General features: G+C 57.7%; 18 protein-coding genes. 11 read left to right on the plus strand and 7 right to left on the minus strand.

Annotated features, from left to right (window positions below):
* Positions 1–9: 9 nt before the first annotated feature.
* The 6 genes from F568_RS22820 to F568_RS0111820 form a co-directional block, all read right to left on the minus strand.
* Positions 10–468, minus strand: a complete 459-nt coding sequence (locus F568_RS22820) for a DUF3280 domain-containing protein (protein ID WP_019018935.1) — start codon at positions 466–468, stop codon at positions 10–12.
* A 97-nt stretch (positions 469–565) separates the two neighbouring features.
* Positions 566–1,252: a hypothetical protein gene (locus F568_RS0111800; RefSeq protein WP_019018936.1), complete on the minus strand. Its 687-nt coding sequence runs from the start codon at positions 1,250–1,252 to the stop codon at positions 566–568.
* Between the two features lie 58 nt (positions 1,253–1,310).
* On the minus strand, positions 1,311–2,210 hold the full coding sequence (locus F568_RS0111805) for a quinoprotein dehydrogenase-associated putative ABC transporter substrate-binding protein (RefSeq protein WP_019018937.1): 900 nt from the start codon (positions 2,208–2,210) through the stop codon (positions 1,311–1,313).
* 176 nt (positions 2,211–2,386) lie between these two features.
* Positions 2,387–3,064, minus strand: a complete 678-nt coding sequence (locus tag F568_RS23945) for a cytochrome c (RefSeq protein WP_019018938.1) — start codon at positions 3,062–3,064, stop codon at positions 2,387–2,389.
* A gap of 117 nt (positions 3,065–3,181) precedes the next feature.
* Positions 3,182–5,053 carry a methanol/ethanol family PQQ-dependent dehydrogenase gene (locus F568_RS0111815; protein ID WP_019018939.1) on the minus strand — a complete coding sequence of 624 codons (1,872 nt, stop codon included), beginning with the start codon at positions 5,051–5,053 and terminating at the stop codon, positions 3,182–3,184.
* Positions 5,054–5,502: 449 nt separating this feature from the next.
* Positions 5,503–5,871 (minus strand): hypothetical protein, encoded by a 369-nt coding sequence (locus tag F568_RS0111820; protein WP_019018940.1) that lies wholly within the window; start codon positions 5,869–5,871, stop codon positions 5,503–5,505.
* A 262-nt stretch (positions 5,872–6,133) separates the two neighbouring features.
* On the opposite strand from F568_RS0111820, the gene pqqA reads away from it, so the two are divergent.
* From pqqA to gfa, 9 genes are all read left to right on the plus strand, one after another.
* Entirely contained in the window at positions 6,134–6,205 is a 72-nt protein-coding gene (pqqA, locus tag F568_RS24435; RefSeq protein ID WP_092569372.1) for a pyrroloquinoline quinone precursor peptide PqqA, read from the plus strand.
* A gap of 66 nt (positions 6,206–6,271) precedes the next feature.
* Entirely contained in the window at positions 6,272–7,201 is a 930-nt protein-coding gene (gene pqqB / locus F568_RS0111825; protein ID WP_019018941.1) for a pyrroloquinoline quinone biosynthesis protein PqqB, read from the plus strand.
* Positions 7,202–7,302: 101 nt separating this feature from the next.
* The gene (pqqC, locus tag F568_RS0111830; RefSeq protein WP_040476274.1) at positions 7,303–8,037 is read left to right on the plus strand and encodes a pyrroloquinoline-quinone synthase PqqC; all 735 of its coding nucleotides are present in this window, start codon (positions 7,303–7,305) and stop codon (positions 8,035–8,037) included.
* Positions 8,034–8,303, plus strand: a complete 270-nt coding sequence (gene pqqD / locus F568_RS0111835; protein ID WP_026300504.1) for a pyrroloquinoline quinone biosynthesis peptide chaperone PqqD — start codon at positions 8,034–8,036, stop codon at positions 8,301–8,303. Before pqqC ends, pqqD begins: the two co-directional genes overlap by 4 nt.
* Positions 8,296–9,444 (plus strand): pyrroloquinoline quinone biosynthesis protein PqqE, encoded by a 1,149-nt coding sequence (gene pqqE / locus F568_RS0111840; protein ID WP_019018944.1) that lies wholly within the window; start codon positions 8,296–8,298, stop codon positions 9,442–9,444. Before pqqD ends, pqqE begins: the two co-directional genes overlap by 8 nt.
* The gene (locus F568_RS22830) at positions 9,441–11,246 is read left to right on the plus strand and encodes a prolyl oligopeptidase family serine peptidase (protein ID WP_019018945.1); all 1,806 of its coding nucleotides are present in this window, start codon (positions 9,441–9,443) and stop codon (positions 11,244–11,246) included. Before pqqE ends, F568_RS22830 begins: the two co-directional genes overlap by 4 nt.
* Before the next feature lie 6 nt (positions 11,247–11,252).
* Positions 11,253–13,832: an insulinase family protein gene (locus F568_RS0111855; RefSeq protein WP_083933028.1), complete on the plus strand. Its 2,580-nt coding sequence runs from the start codon at positions 11,253–11,255 to the stop codon at positions 13,830–13,832.
* A 169-nt stretch (positions 13,833–14,001) separates the two neighbouring features.
* Positions 14,002–15,111: an S-(hydroxymethyl)glutathione dehydrogenase/class III alcohol dehydrogenase gene (locus F568_RS0111860; protein WP_019018948.1), complete on the plus strand. Its 1,110-nt coding sequence runs from the start codon at positions 14,002–14,004 to the stop codon at positions 15,109–15,111.
* Positions 15,112–15,123: 12 nt separating this feature from the next.
* Complete coding sequence (gene gfa, locus F568_RS24440) at positions 15,124–15,792, plus strand: S-(hydroxymethyl)glutathione synthase (RefSeq protein WP_229804245.1); 669 nt, start codon at positions 15,124–15,126, stop codon at positions 15,790–15,792.
* A gap of 54 nt (positions 15,793–15,846) precedes the next feature.
* Here the strand turns inward: gfa and F568_RS0111870 are convergent, their stop codons facing one another.
* Positions 15,847–16,149 (minus strand): carboxymuconolactone decarboxylase family protein, encoded by a 303-nt coding sequence (locus tag F568_RS0111870; protein WP_019018950.1) that lies wholly within the window; start codon positions 16,147–16,149, stop codon positions 15,847–15,849.
* Positions 16,150–16,478: 329 nt separating this feature from the next.
* Here F568_RS0111870 and F568_RS0111875 point away from each other — a divergent pair, with 329 nt between their 5' ends.
* The gene (locus F568_RS0111875) at positions 16,479–16,928 is read left to right on the plus strand and encodes an NAD(P)H-dependent oxidoreductase subunit E (RefSeq protein WP_019018951.1); all 450 of its coding nucleotides are present in this window, start codon (positions 16,479–16,481) and stop codon (positions 16,926–16,928) included.
* Positions 16,925–18,487, plus strand: coding sequence for a formate dehydrogenase beta subunit (locus F568_RS0111880; protein ID WP_019018952.1), 1,563 nt, complete (start codon positions 16,925–16,927; stop codon positions 18,485–18,487). Before F568_RS0111875 ends, F568_RS0111880 begins: the two co-directional genes overlap by 4 nt.
* Positions 18,488–18,496: the final 9 nt, after the last annotated feature.

Genomic DNA, 18,496 nt, shown 5'->3' on the forward strand with positions numbered 1-18,496 from the left:
AGACAGGCGTTACTGCTGTTTATGAGCGGTCCGCCGGTAGCTACGCAGCAGGTCGTCTTCGATCAATCGATGTGCGGCTCGGGACCAGGACTCATCCGTATTTCCTCGCATGTCCACGGAGGCGCCTGCAATGTCCTGGCCGGTAGCGGCATCGCGAATCACGATGTTCATGTTGAGTATGAGGTTGCTGACTTTCTGTACCCAGCCGACCATGACCAACTCGGCATTCGCGGCATGTGCGAGGTCGAGCTCGCACCCGTTGCAGTCATACAGGTAGCGATAACGGTGTTTTTCTCTCTCTATCAGTTCATTAATGGCAGCATTGTCGAGAACTGAGAATTCTGTCCGCGCATTCGTTAATTGCCGGACAAGATGCTGGATTCGGTCGAGTCGCGCGAGGTCGCTGGCCTGCGGGCCTTGATTCAGCTCGTTCAGTGGGCTGGTGTCTATCAGGTCGAAAGGTATCACGAGGACAGTTCTTGGCACCGATAGGTCGGCGCCAGGAACTGTCGTTGCCCAGAGAAGACAGGCGAAAGGTAGCCAGTAGCGGAACCTGTTCAACGTCCTACTCTTTCAATGGTTCGACGTGATCCAGAATCAGGTGCTCCACCACTGGCTGGCCGCCGTCATTGGCTGGAAGGGTGGTCTGCATCTCGTAGACATCGCCGGGAATCGCCTCGGCAAGTAGAAAGCTATAGGTTTTATCGAGATAGGCCGCCATCTCGTTGCGGTGTGTGCGTTCGTCGGCGAACGGCTGAAGCGTGATACGCTGGCCGGCAACGTCGCTACCGTTATAACGCAGCGTGACCGGTTCGATCCTGGCTGCGTTTTCCAGTGCCAGCTTGATTTGCTTCTGGAAGTAGCGCCAGTTCCCTCCCGTGCGACTGGACATCTCCGAGACGTCGCGCTGCAAGAACAACATGATGATGGGATTGCCCTTGGCACTGGCTATGTCGGGAATATGGCGTTGGCGATCGCCGCTGAAGTACTCGACATGGACCTGTTTGGTCTGATCGTCATTGTTGTGCGTATCCATGACGATCGTGTCGTTGAAGCTGTCCGCTGTGCCCGTGCTGGAAAAGCGGTAATGGTAACGGGCAGGATATTCGACATCGGTAAGATGATCGTCAAGAAACAATAGCTGGTTGGCCGGTGAGAAAGAAGCTGCCTCTTTTTCATCGGCGGCTTCGACCAATGGGGCCATCAGCAGTAGCGTACCGATGACAAGCCTGGCGAGAGAGCTGCTGGGCATAATGTTTTCTCCTGGGCGCTGAAACAGGAATATCGTTCAAGCCTGGTGTCAGGCGAGATCAGTCATCGTCATCCACGGGAGGACGATGGTCTTCGGGCTGCAGCGGCACCAGCGGCACATGGTAATCGCGGAGGATATCGAGTATCTCCTCGTGATTGTCATCGATCAGTTGCTGTACGGTAGCCAGCCATTGATCATTGCCATAACGCACTCCCATCGAGACAGGAAAGTCGAAGCGCCCTCCGTCGCTGCGCTGGAAGGGAACCACTTCGATATCCACCTCATCGACGGTCTCGGCATAGTAGCCGCCGATGGGCCCCCAGATCATGGCGACGTCGATATCACCGTTGACCAGGTCCTGTGTCACCATGTCGCTGGGATCCTCCTCCCAGCTGCCCGACTGGGCACGATAACTGACGAGTTGGTCGATCAGGTCATGCTTGAGCATCCAGTCCACTGTCGGCGACCCGGTAAATGCACCGATTCGCAGCGACTGTTTCGTCTCGGCGGGAAGGGTTGCCAGGTCGGAAGGAGAGGCGACACCATCCAGGCCGCGGCCCTTGACGTAGGCCAGCACATAAGTCGAGCGATAATAGGGGCGGGTGGCCTTGCCGACTTCAAAGGCGCTGCCGACCCGGACAATGAGGTCGCAAGCGTAACGCTGCTCTTCCGGTAGCCAGCGCTTTAATGTATTGCGGGCAAACCCCATCTGTTCCGGCAACCAGTCATACTCCACCGGGACGCCCAGCTTGCTACCGAGGAACTCGGCAATCTTGTTTTCGAAGCCTTCCTGCTGCTCATTGGAGAACGGCATATTGCTGGGGTCCGCGCAAACACGTAGCGATTCGGCGGCCGGCGTTTGAGCGGCAAATGCTGAACCAGCCAGTAGCGGAATACCCAGTAGCCCGAGGGCAAACAGTGACCGGCGGATCAGGGGAGTCGGTAAGCGAATTATCATAGTAGTTCCAGCCGAACGAGCGTTCGGGACCTCTTCGTCAGTCTGACCCGGGCGAGCGGAGCAGACGGTAAAACAGGCTGGCAGCCATCTGGATAGCCGCCAGCGGCGGGCTCTGTTTGTTATAGTCGATTCGATAACGTGCAGGGTTTCCTCCGGTCCGAAAGACATGGCCCACACTACATCTGTTCTGGCCGCCCCGCCTTGAGGGCCCCGTCAGACCTTGCCTTAAGGAAGGCCCAGATACTGTCGATATTGTCCATGACGGATTTGTTGCTTCCCCAGGGGGGCATGACAGAATACGTGCCAGTACCGGGGTTCATGCTTGTTTGGCCGTTGGAAACGATATTCACGAACGTTTCCTTATCCATGCCTTTCAACTGCTGAACAAGGCTCGGGGCAAAGGTGCTTCCCTCTGCGGTTTCGCCATGACACTGCGAACAATGGCCGACAAACTTTTGATAACCTAGCACCACAGCTTCATTTGCCTTGCAGGCACCACTGCTACAGTCGACTTCGTAAGGTGCTCCCCCTGCCTGAGCGCTGTTGGCTAGGGTGTTCTCGCTGCCTGCTTGTTCGCTGCTGTCCCCCTGGGAAGCGCCTGAGTCCGAACTACCGTATTCAGCAGCACCGTAGTTACTGTAATCATTGACTGTGGGTTCACTCGATGCCGTGGAGGCAGTACCGGCCGACGTGTTGGCTTCGCTGGAGCTATCACTGTATTCCGCGGCGCCGTAGTTGCTGTAATCGTTCACGACTGGGTCATCGCTGCCTTGTGCAATAACGATAGACGAAATAAAAAGAGGGGTTAATGCGAGGCATAGCTTGGTGATAAACGCATGTTTTCTTATAGCCATAGTTCATACCTTACATATACGGGGCGATGCTTGACCGAAAGAAACCCTTACCAAGGCCGGCCTTGGTCCAGGTAAGGGTTAACGAGACTATTTATGCTTGTCAGTTACGTCTGATGATCAGTTCGCTGCGACATCCTTGGCTGCTGATTCAGGCAGTGTAAAGACCGTCAATACGCCCCCTAGCTGGGTGTAGTTGGACAGATCTCTATAGCCACCTACAGCACCGAGGCCTTCAGTCGACTCGGTCAGGCCTGCTGCCATGCCGATACCGGCCCAGCCCCCGATACCCGAAAGCACACCGATGTATTGCTTACCGTCATGGCTCCAGGTATTGACGTTGCCGATGATGCCGGAGGGTGTCTTGAAGCTGTAAAGCTCTTCACCCGTGTTGGCATCCACGGCTTTGAGGTAACCCTCGAGTGTTCCGTAGAACACCACATCTCCGGCGGTCGCTAGGGCGCCACTCCATACCGAGAATCGCTCGGGAATCGACCACTTGATCTCGCCAGCAGTGGCATCCCAGGCGATAAAGGTTCCCATGCGATTGGCATCGATCTCCTTGACGGGGTTGGTGATATTGCCCGGACCGGGGTACATGGACAGCGTGGCCCCGACATAAGGCTGGCCCGCGGTGTAATCCACCTGGTACGGCTCGTAGTCCATGCAGACGTGGTTGGTAGGCACATAGAACAGGCCGGTCTTGGGCGAGAAGGAAGCCGGCTGTTGATCCTTGGAGCCCAGCGCGGCAGGACAGATGCCTTCAACATTGACATCTTCCTTTCCCACCGTAGCGTACTGATCGTTGACGACGGGGCGACCGGTCTCCATGTCGACGCTACTCGCCCAATTGATGTCCTGATCGTACTTGTTGGCGGAAAGCAGCTCACCCGTTTCACGATCCTGGGTGTAGGCGAAGCCGTTACGATCGAAATGCACCACCAGCTTACGCATTTCGCCATCGACTTCCTGGTCCACCAGGATCTTTTCATTGACGCCGTCGTAATCCCACTGGTCGTGCGGCGTCATTTGATAGACCCATTTCGCCTCGCCGGTATCCGGATCGCGAGCGAAGAGGGACATCGACCATTTGTTGTCACCGGGACGCTGGGTGGGGTTCCAGGTGCCAGGGTTACCGGTACCGTAGTAGACCAGATCGAGCTCGGGGTCATAGGTGAACCAGCCCCATGTAGTACCACCGCCGATCTTCCACTGGTCGCCTTCCCAACTCTTCAGGCTGGAGTCCTTGCCCACTGGCTGGCCGGTTGCCGCGTCAATCGTTTCGTCGGGATTGACCAGCATCGAATCATCGGGGCCGGTGCTGTAAGCACGCCAGGCAAGCTTGCCATCATCGATGTTGTAGGCCGTCAAATAACCTCGAACACCGAACTCGCCACCGGAAATCCCGGTAATGACCTTGTCCTTGACGACTAGAGGGGCATTCGTTGCGGTTTGCCCCTTGCTGGGGTCACCATTGATGCTCTGCCAGGCGACTTGTCCGGACTCCGCGTCCAGGGCCACCAGGGTGGTATCGGCTTGCTGCAAGAAGATTTTGCCATCGGCATAGGCCAAACCACGGTTAACCGTATCACAGCACATGACACCGATAACCTGCGGGTTCTGGCTGGGTTCATATTTCCACTTGATCTCTTGGGTATTCAGGTCGATTGCAATGACCTTGTTGGGAAATGGCGTTTGGATATACATGGTATCTCCAAGCACCAGCGGGCCACCCTCATGACCGCGCAATACCCCCGTGGAGAAGGTCCAATCGGGTTGTAGCTGGCTGACGTTACTTTTGTTGATTTGGTCAAGCTCGCTGTAACGCTGTCCGTTGTATTGCCCTCCCCACATAACCCATTGGCTGGGGTCTTTCTGAAGCTCGAGCAGTTCCTGATTGGCCAGGGATGCGTCAGAAAGCATGAATACCGATGCGGCAAGACCACCGATAAGAAGCCGTTGGGATTTACCGCCTGGATACTTCTTTTTCATGGTAATCTCCATGTTTACCTTATACTTGTTTTCTCTCCGGGCCCGCTGGCGTGTGCCCGTTACAATTGATTATGGTAGCTCTTTAGAAACCGTCAATTACTAATTTTCCCGCTTACCATAAAGACTAATGGCTGGATGGTGGACAGAAATATATTCATTTCTCAGTGGAAAATAATTATTGCCACCTGGCAATAATAAGAGGAGCGCATGCCGCAAAAGAAAACAACCAGTCTCGACTCCAAGACAGAATCAATGCTTTCAGTTCACGCTTTATGTGAATGATATTGTTGGGGATGCGCGGGAGTACGCACGCCATGAGGGGCGCTTGATTTGTCGAAACTAATGAGTGGAGGCCTGCCTTTACCGGGCAGGCTATCCGGGTCGAGAGAGCTCAGCTTGTCCGTGGACAGCGGCTTAATAGGGAGGCGCTTTCCTGCTGTCTTCGTTGATCAGGGGGCGTTGCCTGCGATCAGGCATTGTTCTGCCGCGCGCTGTTTGATCTTGTCAAACTGTGAACGGCTCGATTCTGCAAGCCGACCTTCCCTCAGTATTTCGGGGCGTTCACCACCTGCCTTTGCTCCTCGAGCAAAGGTGTCCATGGTGACGAAATCCTCATAAGGTATCTGGTCAGCGATCCGGTCAATACTGCAAGAGCATTTATAGAGATTGTCGTAATTTTCTCCGCCCAGTTGTTTCATGCAATAGAAAGCATATTCTACCCGCGCCTGGGTCGGGTAATCGTGTTTAGGAGTATCATTGGCAAGAGCGCTGGCGGGCCACAGCGAGGCGAACAATAGCGCTATATAAGTAGTTTTCATTTCTCTCCATCCGTCTGATATCGGCACTGCAATTCACCCTTTTATGGTTCTATTTATAGCTTATGTATAGGCTTGCGAATGGATCTGGTGAGTTGGAAATTGGTTTCAGCAATCCCGGGATGCTGTGGCGACGTATCTAGGCTAGCAGTGTTTGTAAGCATAAGTATCCATGATTCACCTAAAGTATATGATCACAGACTCCACAGGAGTGCTTTACTGTGAGTGCAACACCCAACAATAAATGCCTATAGGAGTATCCGCCATGTGGACCAAGCCCGCTTACACCGACCTGCGCCTTGGCTTTGAAGTTACCCTTTATATCGCCAACCGGTGAAATCAAGCAGTGCAGTCAGGCGCTCCGCATCGGGGCGCCTGTACTATCTGGTAAGGAGTCCTATCTATGCAGGTGCTGGTCCTGGGGTCGGCAGCGGGAGGTGGTTTTCCTCAATGGAACTGTAATTGCCCCAACTGCCAAGGAGTACGTAACAACACCATTGCCGCAGAATCCCGCACCCAGTCCTCGATCGCAATCAGTAGCGATGGCGAACGCTGGTTGTTATGCAACGCCTCGCCGGATATACGGGCCCAGATCGCAGCCAACACAGAGCTTCATCCCAGGCAGAATCTGCGGGATACCGGCATTGCCGGGGTGCTGTTGGTCGATGCACAAATCGATCACGTGACGGGGTTGTTGTCACTACGTGAAGGGTGCCCGCTGGATGTCTGGTGCACTCCCAATGTCCATCAGGACCTGAGCACGGGCTTTCCCTTGTTCGAGATGCTTGGGCATTGGCAGGGTGGCTTGCGTTGGCAGCCGATAGATATCGATACATCCCGGCATGAAGCGGGTTTCACGGTCGGCTTCTGTCCGGAGTTGAAATTTACCGCGGTAGCGCTGGATAGCAACGCGCCGCCTTATTCTCCAAGGCGGGGCGCGCCCACGCCGGGAGACAATATCGGCCTTTTCATAGAGGACACGGCCAGTGGTAGCTCGCTCTTCTATGCCCCGGGGCTGGGGCGGATAAGTGACAGTACACGGGCCTGGCTGCGCCGCGCCGATTGCGTCCTTGTCGATGGAACCCTATGGCACAACGACGAGATGCAGCGCCTGGGCGTAGGAAGCGCAACAGGATCGGATATGGGGCACCTGGCGTTGGCGGGTGAACATGGGCTGCTATCCGAACTCGACAGGCTGCCCGAAACGACCCGACGCATTCTCATCCATATCAATAATACAAACCCGATTCTCGACGAAGCCTCGGCTGAGCGGGCGGTACTCGATGCGCGAGGGATCGAAGTAGCACGCGATGGCCTTAAGCTGTCCTTGTAAAGCCAAAGCTGGCCCTTTCGTCCCTGTGTTAAGGAGCCGCCATGATTTCCACTTCATCCACGCTTTGTAACCTGTCTGCCGGTGGCGCTTCCCAGGGCGCGATGGATCGTGAAGCCTTTCGCGCCGCGCTGATGGCCAAAGGCGGTTATTACCATATCCATCACCCCTACCAGGTCGATATGGCCGAAGGGCGAGCAACGCCCGAGCAGATTCGCGGTTGGGTCGCCAATCGCTTCTATTACCAGATAAACATACCTCAGAAGGATGCGGCACTGCTTGCCAACTGCCCCGATGCCTCGGCCCGGCGGCGCTGGATCCAGCGCCTGCTGGACCATGATGGGCATGATGACGACGCAGGAGGCATCGAGGCCTGGTTGACCCTTGGCGAAGCAGTGGGGCTGACCCGGGAAGAACTGTGGTCGCAGGAGTATGTGCTGCCCGGCGTGCGCTTCGCCGTGGATGCCTACGTCAATTTCGTACGACGCGCTGACTGGCGGGAAGGGGCAATCTCCTCACTCACCGAGCTGTTCGCACCGGCGATTCATCAGAATCGCCTGAGCACCTGGCCGGAGCATTACCCCTGGATCGATGCCAGCGGATACGCCTATTTCCGCAAGCGCCTGAACGAAGCCCGGCGCGATGTCGACCATGGGCTCGAGGTGGCGTTATCCGTCTGTATTACCCATGAGCAACAGCAACGTGCCCTGGAAATACTCCAGTTCAAGCTGGATGTGCTGTGGAGCATGCTCGATGCCATGAGCATGGCCTACCAGCTGAGTCGTCCGCCGTATCACACGGTAACCGACCAACGCGTCTATCACCGGGGACTGGCATGAACGAGAACATGATCTATGGCCTGCGCCCAGGCTGGCGGTTGCAGTGGGAGCCTGCCCAGCAGCGCCATGTGCTGCTGTATCCGGAGGGGATGGTTCAGCTCAACGATAGTGCCGGAGCGATCCTGGAGTTGATTGATGGCCAGCGAAACGTTGCGGACCTGATCGCAGAGTTGCAACAGCGTTATCCCGATGCACCTTCGCTTGGACAGGACGTGCGGGAGTTTCTTGTCGAGGCTGAACATAAAGGGTGGATACGCCATGACTGATTACTCACCTTCCCATGCTGAACTCAGTGCAGGCGCGCCGCTCTGGCTTCTGGCCGAACTCACCTATCGTTGCCCATTGCAGTGCCCCTACTGCTCCAACCCGCTGGATTTTGCGGCACAGGATCACGAACTGACCACGCAAGAGTGGATTGATGTGCTCCATCAGGCCCGGGCAATGGGTGCCGTTCAGATGGGGTTCTCGGGTGGCGAGCCGCTGGTCCGCAAGGATCTCGAAGAGCTGGTGGCCGAGGCCCGCCAACTTGGCTTCTATACCAACTTGATCACATCGGGGCTGGGACTGGACGAAGCCCGCATTCAGGCTTTGCGGAATGCGGGCTTGGATCATATTCAGATCAGCCTGCAGGCAGCTGATAGTGACATGGCCGGGGCACTGGCCGGCTCGAGCAAGGCTCACGCCCGGAAGCTGGCGATGGCTCGTGCCGTCAAGGATGCGGGCTACCCCATGGTGCTCAACGTTGTTCTGCATCGGCATAATATCGACCAGATCGATCGCATCATCGAGCTGTGTGTCGAACTGGGCGCCGATGCGGTGGAACTGGCCAACTGCCAGCTTTACGGCTGGGCTCACCTCAACCGGACCGGCCTGCTGCCCAGCAAGGCCCAGCTTGATGCGGCAGAGGCCGCTACCGAGCGCTGGCGGGAACGGCTCGCGGGCGAAGGGAACGATATGCGCCTGCTCTTCGTAGTGCCGGACTACTACGCCGAGCGACCCAAGGCCTGCATGGGAGGGTGGGGCGCCATCTTCATGACCGTGACCCCCGATGGCACCGTGCTGCCATGCCATAGTGCGCGAGATCTGCCCATGACCTTTCCCACGGTGCGCGAGCAGGCACTCAGGAGCATCTGGTACGACAGCTTTGCCTTCAATCGCTTTCGCGGCGAGGCCTGGATGCCGGCGCCCTGTCGCAGTTGCGATGAACGCCACAAGGATTACGGCGGCTGCCGCTGCCAGGCCTTCCTGCTGACCGGGGACCCGGCAGCGACCGATCCGGTCTGCGCGCTGTCTCCCGATCACGGCCTGATCGAGACAGCGCGTGAAGAGGCGGCTCAGGATGTGCGTAGCGTCGCGCAGTTGACGCCGCGCAACGCGCGCGAGTCGAAAGTGTTCTGTCGCGCATGACTTCCGAGGCGTTGCGTGCCGCGGCCCGCCCGGCGGATGGTTTAAGCGAGCTACGAGCGACCTCCCATGGCGTATTCTGGCTGGCGTCCGCCCCCGAGCGTGGCTGCAAGCGGTTATGGCGCTGGCTGGATGGCGAGGCGTATGCCGTAACACCGCCTGGCATCGACGTGGGTAGCCGCGTCAATGGCTACGGCGGCGGCGCTTATGCCTGCCTTGGGGACAACATTATCCTGGTCGAGAGTCAAAGCCAGGCCCTGCTCCGCCAATCGCTGGATTCCGACACGCCTCGTTCCTGGTGGGCACGCCCTGAGGCGCGCTACGGGGGGCTGCTAGCCGACTTGTCTCGCCAGCGAATCCTGGCCGTGGAGGAGCAGGGCGATGGCCGACATGCTACGCAGCGCCTGGTGACGGTGACCGAGGGGCACTGTGGCATCCTGGCCGAAGGAGCCGACTTCTATGGGGCACCCGCGCTCTCCCCGGATGGCTGCTGGCTTGCCTGGGTCGAGTGGGATCTCCCCCATATGCCTTGGCAGCGCTCGCGATTACGTGTCGCCCAGCTTGACCACGCAGGGCATATCGGACGAGTGGAGACGTGGGATGGCGGCGCTGCCGTCACCCAGCCAACCTTTGGCGGCGACGGGCAACTGGTCTTCATGAGTGACCATGAGGGCTGGTGGCGGCCCTACTGTCTGGAAGGCATGAGCGTTCGGTGTATATGCAAGGCTCCCGCGGACCATGTGCCCACGCCCTGGCAGCTTGGAGAATGTCATCATCTCTGGCGGGGCGGCACGGAGCCGGCCGACGGTGCCACCCTGTATTTTGAGGAGGGTGCGGCGCATGTACTGCATGTCGATGCCCGGGGAGAGGCCATTGCCCGCTTGTTGCCCGAGGCGACACGCGTGATAGGCCTGGCCCAGATAGAGGGCTGGCTCTATGCCCTCACCCAGGGGCCGAAACATGCCGCGCGGCTGGAGCGGGTGCATCTCGCTAGCGGTGAGATCCAACAGCTTGTTGCTCTGGCGACACCCGAAGATGCGCCTGAGCCATCCACCGTATCCGTCAGGGTGGGCGATGCCGAGCAGGTGACAGCGTTTATTTATGCACCAGATGGAACCGGTACGCGCTTGCCGGTCATTGTGCGCGTACACGGAGGTCCTACCTCGGCAAGCTACCCGGTCTATGATCCGCTGGTCTACTGGTGGGTGCGCCAAGGCTTCGCCGTGGCTGATATCAACCCGAGGGGCAGTGGCAACTGGGGCAGGAAGTTCCGGGAGCGGCTTGCTGGTGAATGGGGCCGTCTGGATGTAGAGGATGTCATTGCGCTAGCCGAGGCATTGATTACACGGGGCCTTGCTGACCCTGAGCAGCTCTTCATTCGGGGTCAGAGTGCCGGTGGCTTCACGGTGCTGAACGCACTGGCAACCACGTCATTGTTCCGGGCTGGCGCCAGTTTATACGGTGTCACCGATGCGCCGCATCTGGCGGAGCAGACCCACCGCTTCGAGTCCGGTTATCTCGATTGGCTATTGGGTGACACTGAATCTCAGCGTTCGCGTAGCCCCCGTTACCGCGTCGAAGATATCCAGGCCCCAGTCATATTCTTTCAGGGGACCCAGGATCGAGTCGTCGTGCCGGCCCAGACGCTGGTCATGGCCGATGCGCTACGTGAGCGTGGCATAGTTACCGAGGTGGTGATGTTCGAAGAGGAGGGGCATGGCATTCGTCATCCGGACAACCGGCAACGCATGATCAGCGATGAGATGGCCTTCTACATGGCTGCATTGAGTTCGGAGTCGCAGTAACTGGCAATGAATCGTCCTCAGTCAGAGCAAATCGTCGAGTGCACCTACCCCGAGTTGCCTGCCGGTAGCCGAGGAGCCACGCAGTGTCTGGATAATGGCTTGCAACTGCTGGCTGTCGAGGTGCCTACGGCACGTCAGGTACGGTTGGTGGGTGCTGTCGGAGTTGGGTATCTCGACGAGCCTGCGGTGTTGCCGGGCTTGGCTCATCTTCTTGAGCATGCGCTCTTTCTCGGCTCGAGGGAGGCGCCCATGCCCGGCGAGTTCGCCGCTTGGGTTGGGAGCCAAGGGGGGCGCTACAATGCGCGTACCCATGAGCGGGTCACCGATATCCATATGGTTCTGCCCCCCGCTGCTGCCAGGGAGGGTGTGGCTCGTCTACAGGATCTGCTGATCCAGCCTTGCCTGGATGAGGCTAACGTTGGCCGAGAGGTCAGCGTTCTCGATGCCGAGTTTAAGGCCCGTCTAGCCGATCCGGCATTTCACCGGCAAGCGGCGCTGTCCCGTTTCTTCCTGCCATCTCACCCCGCGTACATATGCCATGCCGGTAACCAGGCGAGTCTTGATGTGAGCCCGCGGGAGCTTCGTAGGCAACTTGTTGCTTTCCACGAGGCGCACTATCGCAGCGAGCGCATGAGCCTGGTGATGCTCGGCCCCATAGCATTGGAAGAACAGCTATCGGTGTTACGGGCGGCGGGACGGGGGATACCCAGTGGTGCGTCTCCCTTGAAAGGGAAAGCCGAGAGTTGGCGATGGGGGGATACCGCGCAACTCCAGTGGTGTTTGCCTGAGGCGCTTCCCGAGCGGTCTCCGATACTGGAACTAATCTGGCCGTTGCCACCGATGGTGGCTGAGCAATCCCCAGGCCCGCTTGGGCTGCTCGTTTCATCACTGTGCGATGGTGCGCTGGCACAGACCCTGCTTGATAGAGAGGCCATTAGTGACATGTCTGCGAGCCTGGCGGCCGAGGCTGTCGGCACCGGGCTCTCCTTGGCATTAACCCTGAGGGATACAGGGAAACATCAGGTCGATCAGACAGTGGCTACATGCCAGGCAGCGGTACAGGAGCGATTGGCGCATGTTTTCTCACCCTCAAGGCGACATTCTCTTTCAAGGGCGATGCCTGCCCACCTGGACCAGTGGACCCTGGATCAGGCACGACGCTTGGCGCAGCGATTGCCTCCGCTTGATCAGGCTGATCGCCAGCTACCCGAGAAGGGAGGCGCACTAAGCTCTTGGCTGGTACCTGCTGCGTGTCGAGTGCTGGAGGAAGTGAGGACACTTGAATCTTCCTGCCGTGTGCCAGAAACCCAAACCCGGTATCGTGAAATCCAGCGTGCTTCCAGTCAGGATTCATTGCCCTGCGCAACGGAACGTTGCCTTCGGACAGCGCCGGCCATAGCCGGTCAGCCACCTATTGCCGATGACGCAGTGCCTTCACCGGGTCTGATTGAAACCCGGCCAGTTGCTCTTTGGTGGGGTGGGGGGCCTGAGCAGAAAGAGGCCAGTTGGTGTCTGGGGTGGTCTGCGCCTCTACACGAGCAGCGCGGACGCCTGATGAGATGGCGCCAGTGGTCTCTCGCTGCACGTCAGGCAGCACGGACTCATGGGGTGAGCATTACGCTAGGAGGCGATGGCCTGGGGGACTGGGTGGTGGCAAAGGGGCCGTCGACGTATCTAGAGTCGTCGATAGCGCAGGTATGCGCTACCTGGCCAGCGAGACAGGAACCTGCGAGTGTGTATGGCGTAGAGTCGGCATCCTCGGGTCTGCTGGCGCAACGCTTGCTTGCCAAGCTGGAAACAGCGCCTGTGTCGGTTGAGTTGGGGAGGCTAACGAGAAAGCCAACGCTACAAGCGCCCGCAAGGTTGAGTTGGGTCAATGGGGAACTAAGTGCGACCCAAGCCCGGGAAGGCTGCCGACGCTTGGCGAGCCTGCTGCCGTCGTGGACTGAGACATCTTCGACCCATGAGGTCGACCTGGAGCTAGAAAGTACTTCTATACGCTGGGTCCCGCCTCAGGCGGAGGATTACGCAGTGATGCTTCAGATCGAGGCTGCAGATGCTAGCCCGACAAGCCGATTGTTGATGAAACTGCTCGAGTGGTGTCACGACGCCGCCTTTTTCAAGGAGCTGCGTCAACAGCGAGGCTTGGGCTACATCGCTGCGGTACGTTATCGCGAGATAAATGGTTGGCCCCGGTTAGGGTATGTCGTGCAATCGCCACATACCGATATCGAAGAACTTCAGAAAGCGATTACTGAGTTCATTGATGATCAGGCGGAGGCCTTGGCAGCAATAGACATAGAGACCATGGAGCATCGGCGAGGCAGCCTGCGTGCTATCTGGGGGCCTCCGGAAACCACGGACGAAGCGACACTGGCTGGCTGGCACGCACTTCGTGTTGCCACGTGCGATACGCCCTTTCGCTCCCCCACGGTTGGCGACAACGCTTTTCGGCTGGCGCCCTGGGAAAGAATGGATACGGCGTTGGAAAGCCTTACCCCTGAGTGCCTGGCTAGTTTTGCCGAAGCCGTGACCCGCCGGGAATTAGCCTGGACGTGGTGGGCACATGTGCCGTCGTCCCGTTAATGAAAAGTATTCGTCAGGCCAAGCCCTGCTTAACGCATTATTGTCATACTGCAATAGTCTTGTGCACTAAGTTAATTAACAGATTTTCCAAAAAGTGCCTAAACTTTAACTAGCTTTAGCGATCTCTTAACAGGAGCTGAAGCAATACAATGATAATAAGGAGAGTTTGATGAAATCTCGTGCCGCCATCGCTTGGGAAGCCGGCAAGCCGCTGGAGCTTTCAGAGATCGACGTCGAAGGACCCAAGGCGGGTGAGGTCATGGTGCGCATCGTCGCGACCAGTGTATGCCATACCGACGCGTTTACCCTGTCCGGTGCCGACCCGGAGGGCATCTTTCCATCCATTCTGGGTCATGAGGGGGCAGGCATCGTCGAGGAAGTCGGCGAGGGCGTCACCAGCCTCAAGCCGGGCGATCACGTCATCCCGCTTTATACTGCTGAATGCGGCAAGTGCAAGTTCTGCTTGTCGGGCAAGACCAACCTGTGTAGTTCAGTGCGCGCCACTCAAGGCAAGGGGCTGATGCCCGATGGCACTACGCGCTTCTCTTTCGAAGGCCAGAAGCTGCATCACTACATGGGCACGTCGACTTTCTCCGAGTTCACCGTACTGCCTGAAGTGTCGCTGGCCAAGGTTTCCCAAGAAGCGCCGCTCGACAAGATCTGCCTGCTGGGCTGCGGTGTGACCACGGGTATCGGTGCAGTGCTCAACACTGCCAAGGTCGAGCCGGGCTCAACCGTTGCTGTGTTCGGCCTTGGTGCCATTGGCCTGGCGGTTATCCAGGGGGCACAAATGGCCAAGGCCTCACGGATCATCGCCATCGATATCAATCCCGACAAATTCGAGTTGGCGCGTCAGTTCGGGGCTACCGACTTCGTCAATCCCAAGGACCATGACGTCCCCATTCAGCAAGCCATCGTTGATCTGACCGACGGGGGGGTTGACTATTCCTTCGAGTGCATCGGTAACGTCAATGTGATGCGGTCGGCACTGGAGTGCTGCCACAAGGGCTGGGGCGAGTCGATCATTATCGGCGTAGCCGGGGCCGGGGAGGAAATTTCTACACGTCCGTTCCAGCTGGTTACCGGACGGGTCTGGAAGGGCTCCGCGTTTGGAGGCGTCAAGGGCCGCAGTGAACTGCCGGGCTATGTCGAGCGCTACATGAACGGTGAGATCAGGATTGACGAGTTCATCACGCAGGACATGCCTTTCGAACAAATCAACGACGCTTTCGACCTGTTGCACCAGGGCAAGAGCATTCGCACGGTGCTGCATTATTGAGGAGGGCGGGATATGACGTGGCTAAAGAAGATTTTCGGGGGTTCGAGTACAGAGAAGAATGAAGCGCCTGCTTTTCAACAAGGAGAACAAAAAATGAGCGATGCCAGCATTCATATACATCCATTAGTAGACAAGGGTTTCGGCCCTACTGACGAGACCTTTCAAGGTGGAAAGCTTCACTGTCATTGTAGTCAGAACAAAGTGGAAGTTACTGTAAAGGCCCAGTGTGCGCATAATCACGCCTGCGGTTGTACTAAATGCTGGAAGCCTTCAGGCGCTCTATTCTCGCTTGTGGCGGTTGTGCCGAAAGATGCTGTCAGTGTAACTGCCAATGAAGATAAGCTGCATGTAGTTGACCCGACTGCTGCCATTCAGCGGCATGCCTGCCGAGAATGCGGTGTCCATATGTATGGCCGCATAGAAAATACTGACCATCCTTTTTATGGCCTGGACTTCATTCACGTAGAACTTTCAGATGATAAAGGATGGGCTGCACCTGAGTTTGCGGCTTTTACCTCCTCGGTTATCGAATCGGGAACGGATCCAGAGGATATGGGTGCCATTCGCGCCAGATTGAAAGATCTAGGGCTGGAGCCTTATGACTGCCTTTCTCCCCCGTTGATGGATGCCATTGCTGCTCATAATGCAAAAGCATCAGGGGCGCTCAAGAAAACAGCCTGATCAGCCTGGACTATTAGATCCCGCTGCCAAGCTGTTTGGCAGCGGGTTAAATCGCTATTTGAACAGGTGAGTGGCGTGGGTAATAGCACCCCCAGCACGAATGGCCGCGGCTACTAGCGCTGCCTCACTTAACTCGGCATCATCTGCGCCCGCATCGCGAGCAGCTTTGGTATGCAGTTCAATACAGTAAGGACACTGTGTGGTCATGGCTACCGCGACAGCCAACAATTGCTTCGTCTTGCTGGATAACGCACCTTCCTCGAAAGCAGCCTTGTCAAAAGCCCAGAAAGCATCCATGCCGTGCTTCGCACTGGCATTTAATTTCTCTAGGTTATTTAGGTTATTGGAATCGTACATGTTTCACCTTCTTGTAAATTTTTATGGTCAGAGGTTTTATGGCGTTTGCGCTCTTTTGTATTAGTGAAGAAAGCGCTAAATTAACATAGCCTATGCTTAGAAGGGCATCAATCACCATTGGGTAGGGTACAAGAATATTCGGGTCATGTGGTGGCTGTCTTATGTGCTAGCACTAGTGGTGAGGCTACAATGATAACTACGTGGCGGTTTAAGGTTTATATAGTCAGCTTCGGCTCCAGACAATTGTGTTACACCTATAAAAATCTATGTTTGACATAACCACGGTCAGGCATAGCGCTAAAACAAGAAGTTATTGAGGAGCTATGTGGATGCCTAGCAATTCCAATGCGTTAGAAAGCGATTCCTCGCTGATAAAGACCATCACTGAAAAACACCGGCATCAGCCTGGTGCGCTACTGCCAGTACTCCATGAAATTCAGGCGTCCTTCGGTTTCATTCCGAAGGATGCAGTGAAGCAGATCGCTGAGGGTCTCAACCTGTCGCGTGCCGAGGTGCATGGCGTGATCAGCTTCTATCACGACTTTCGCTACACAGCGGGGCCGCAGGCAAGGGTATGCATGGGCGAGGCTTGTCAATCCATGGGTTCTGCCGCGCTTCTGGATCGCGCGAAGGCGCTCCTCGGTGACGGCGTGGAACCGGTGTACTGCATTGGCAATTGCGCCTGTGCGCCGAATATCGAGGTCGATCACGTCTATCACGGGCGCGTGAGCCCTGAAGTACTCGACGCTCTGCTCAAGAAGCGGGAGGCAGCAGCATGAGTATTACCGTCTATATTCCCCGTGATTCGGGAGCGCTCGCTGTCGGTGCCGAGGCCGTTGCGGATGCAGTCCTGGCTCAAGCCCATTCGCGCGGCATCGAGATCGACCTGGTGCGCAACGGCTCGCGTGGGCTGTATTGGCTGGAGCCCTTGGTCGAGGTGGAAACACCCCAGGGCCGGGTGGCCTATGGCCCGGTGGCCATTGATGATGTGCCTGCCCTGTTCGAAGCCGACTTTCTTCACGGCGGCGATCATGCTCTGTGTCAGGGGCTTACCGAGGCCATTCCCTATCTCAGGGCCCAACAGCGCCTGACTTTCCAGCGTGTGGGAGTGACCGATCCATTGAGCCTCGATGACTATCGTGACCATGATGGCTATCGTGGCCTTGCCCGGGCACTCGAGATGTCGCCGGCCGACATTGTCGAGGCCGTGACCGACTCGGGATTGCGTGGACGCGGCGGCGCGGCCTTTCCTACCGGCATCAAATGGAAGACGGTACTGGACGCGGCGGGGCCGACCAAGTACATCGTCTGCAATGCCGACGAGGGCGATTCCGGTACCTTCTCGGACCGCATGGTGATGGAAGGCGATCCTTATCTACTGATCGAAGGGATGACCATCGCCGGGCTGGCCGTGGGTGCCGAGCAGGGCTACATCTATCTGCGCTCGGAATACCCGCACGCCGAGCGTACGCTTGAGGAGGCCATCATCCGTGCCGAGGCGGCTGGCTATCTGGGCGACGACATCCAAGGCAGCGGCAAACGTTTTCACCTGGAAGTCCGGCGCGCCGCGGGGGCGTATGTCTGCGGCGAGGAAACAGCCCTGCTGGAGAGCCTGGAAGGCAAGCGTGGGCAGGTGCGTGCCAAGCCACCGCTGCCGGCGATACAGGGTCTGTTCAACAAGCCCACCGTGGTCAACAACGTCATCTCGTTGGCCAGCGTACCGGCGATTCTCGACAAGGGGGCGGCGTTCTATCGGGACTATGGCATGGGCCGTTCACGCGGGACACTGCCCATCCAGCTCACCGGCAATATTCGTCGCGGTGGGCTGATAGAGCTCGGCTTCGGCATCACCCTCAAAGAGCTCATCTATGACTATGGCGGTGGCACGGCAAGCGGCCGGCCGGTCAAGGCCGTCCAGGTCGGTGGGCCGCTCGGTGCTTATATCCCCGCTGACCAGCTCGACACCCCACTGGACTACGAAACCTTCATTGCCGCCCAAGGCACGGTGGGGCACGGCGGGATTGTGGTCTTCGACGAGACGACCGACATGGCGCACATGGCCCATCACGCCATGGCCTTCTGTGCCTTCGAGTCCTGCGGCAAGTGCACCCCATGTCGTATCGGTTCCACACGGGGTGTTGAACTGCTGGAGCGCATCATGGCCGAACGAGGCCAGGGCTCCGACCCGGCTCAGGTCGAGCTGCTGCGCGAACTCTGCGACACGTTGGTAAACGGCTCGCTCTGTGCGCTGGGTGGCATGACGCCGTTCCCTGTGCTGAGCGCACTCGAACATTTCCCGGCAGACTTCGGTCTGGTGGCCGAAACCGCCCACGCCTGACGGAGGCAA

This window comes from Modicisalibacter luteus DSM 23508 (assembly GCF_000378505.1).
Lineage (GTDB): Bacteria > Pseudomonadota > Gammaproteobacteria > Pseudomonadales > Halomonadaceae > Modicisalibacter > Modicisalibacter luteus.

Bases quoted from the DNA above. Each gene is read 5' to 3' on its own strand.
- gfa (WP_229804245.1), top strand. From the start codon at position 15,124: ATGACGTGGCTAAAGAAGATTTTCGGGGGTTCGAGTACAGAGAAGAAT.
- pqqE (WP_019018944.1), top strand. From the start codon at position 8,296: ATGACTGATTACTCACCTTCCCATGCTGAACTCAGTGCAGGCGCGCCG.
- F568_RS22830 (WP_019018945.1), top strand. From the start codon at position 9,441: ATGACTTCCGAGGCGTTGCGTGCCGCGGCCCGCCCGGCGGATGGTTTA.
- F568_RS0111820 (WP_019018940.1), bottom strand. From the start codon at position 5,871: ATGAAAACTACTTATATAGCGCTATTGTTCGCCTCGCTGTGGCCCGCC.
- F568_RS0111860 (WP_019018948.1), top strand. From the start codon at position 14,002: ATGAAATCTCGTGCCGCCATCGCTTGGGAAGCCGGCAAGCCGCTGGAG.
- F568_RS0111875 (WP_019018951.1), top strand. From the start codon at position 16,479: ATGCCTAGCAATTCCAATGCGTTAGAAAGCGATTCCTCGCTGATAAAG.
- F568_RS0111800 (WP_019018936.1), bottom strand. From the start codon at position 1,252: ATGCCCAGCAGCTCTCTCGCCAGGCTTGTCATCGGTACGCTACTGCTG.
- pqqD (WP_026300504.1), top strand. From the start codon at position 8,034: ATGAACGAGAACATGATCTATGGCCTGCGCCCAGGCTGGCGGTTGCAG.
- pqqC (WP_040476274.1), top strand. From the start codon at position 7,303: ATGGATCGTGAAGCCTTTCGCGCCGCGCTGATGGCCAAAGGCGGTTAT.
- F568_RS0111870 (WP_019018950.1), bottom strand. From the start codon at position 16,149: ATGTACGATTCCAATAACCTAAATAACCTAGAGAAATTAAATGCCAGT.
- F568_RS23945 (WP_019018938.1), bottom strand. From the start codon at position 3,064: ATGGCTATAAGAAAACATGCGTTTATCACCAAGCTATGCCTCGCATTA.
- pqqB (WP_019018941.1), top strand. From the start codon at position 6,272: ATGCAGGTGCTGGTCCTGGGGTCGGCAGCGGGAGGTGGTTTTCCTCAA.
- F568_RS0111855 (WP_083933028.1), top strand. From the start codon at position 11,253: ATGAATCGTCCTCAGTCAGAGCAAATCGTCGAGTGCACCTACCCCGAG.
- F568_RS0111815 (WP_019018939.1), bottom strand. From the start codon at position 5,053: ATGAAAAAGAAGTATCCAGGCGGTAAATCCCAACGGCTTCTTATCGGT.
- F568_RS0111880 (WP_019018952.1), top strand. From the start codon at position 16,925: ATGAGTATTACCGTCTATATTCCCCGTGATTCGGGAGCGCTCGCTGTC.
- F568_RS0111805 (WP_019018937.1), bottom strand. From the start codon at position 2,210: ATGATAATTCGCTTACCGACTCCCCTGATCCGCCGGTCACTGTTTGCC.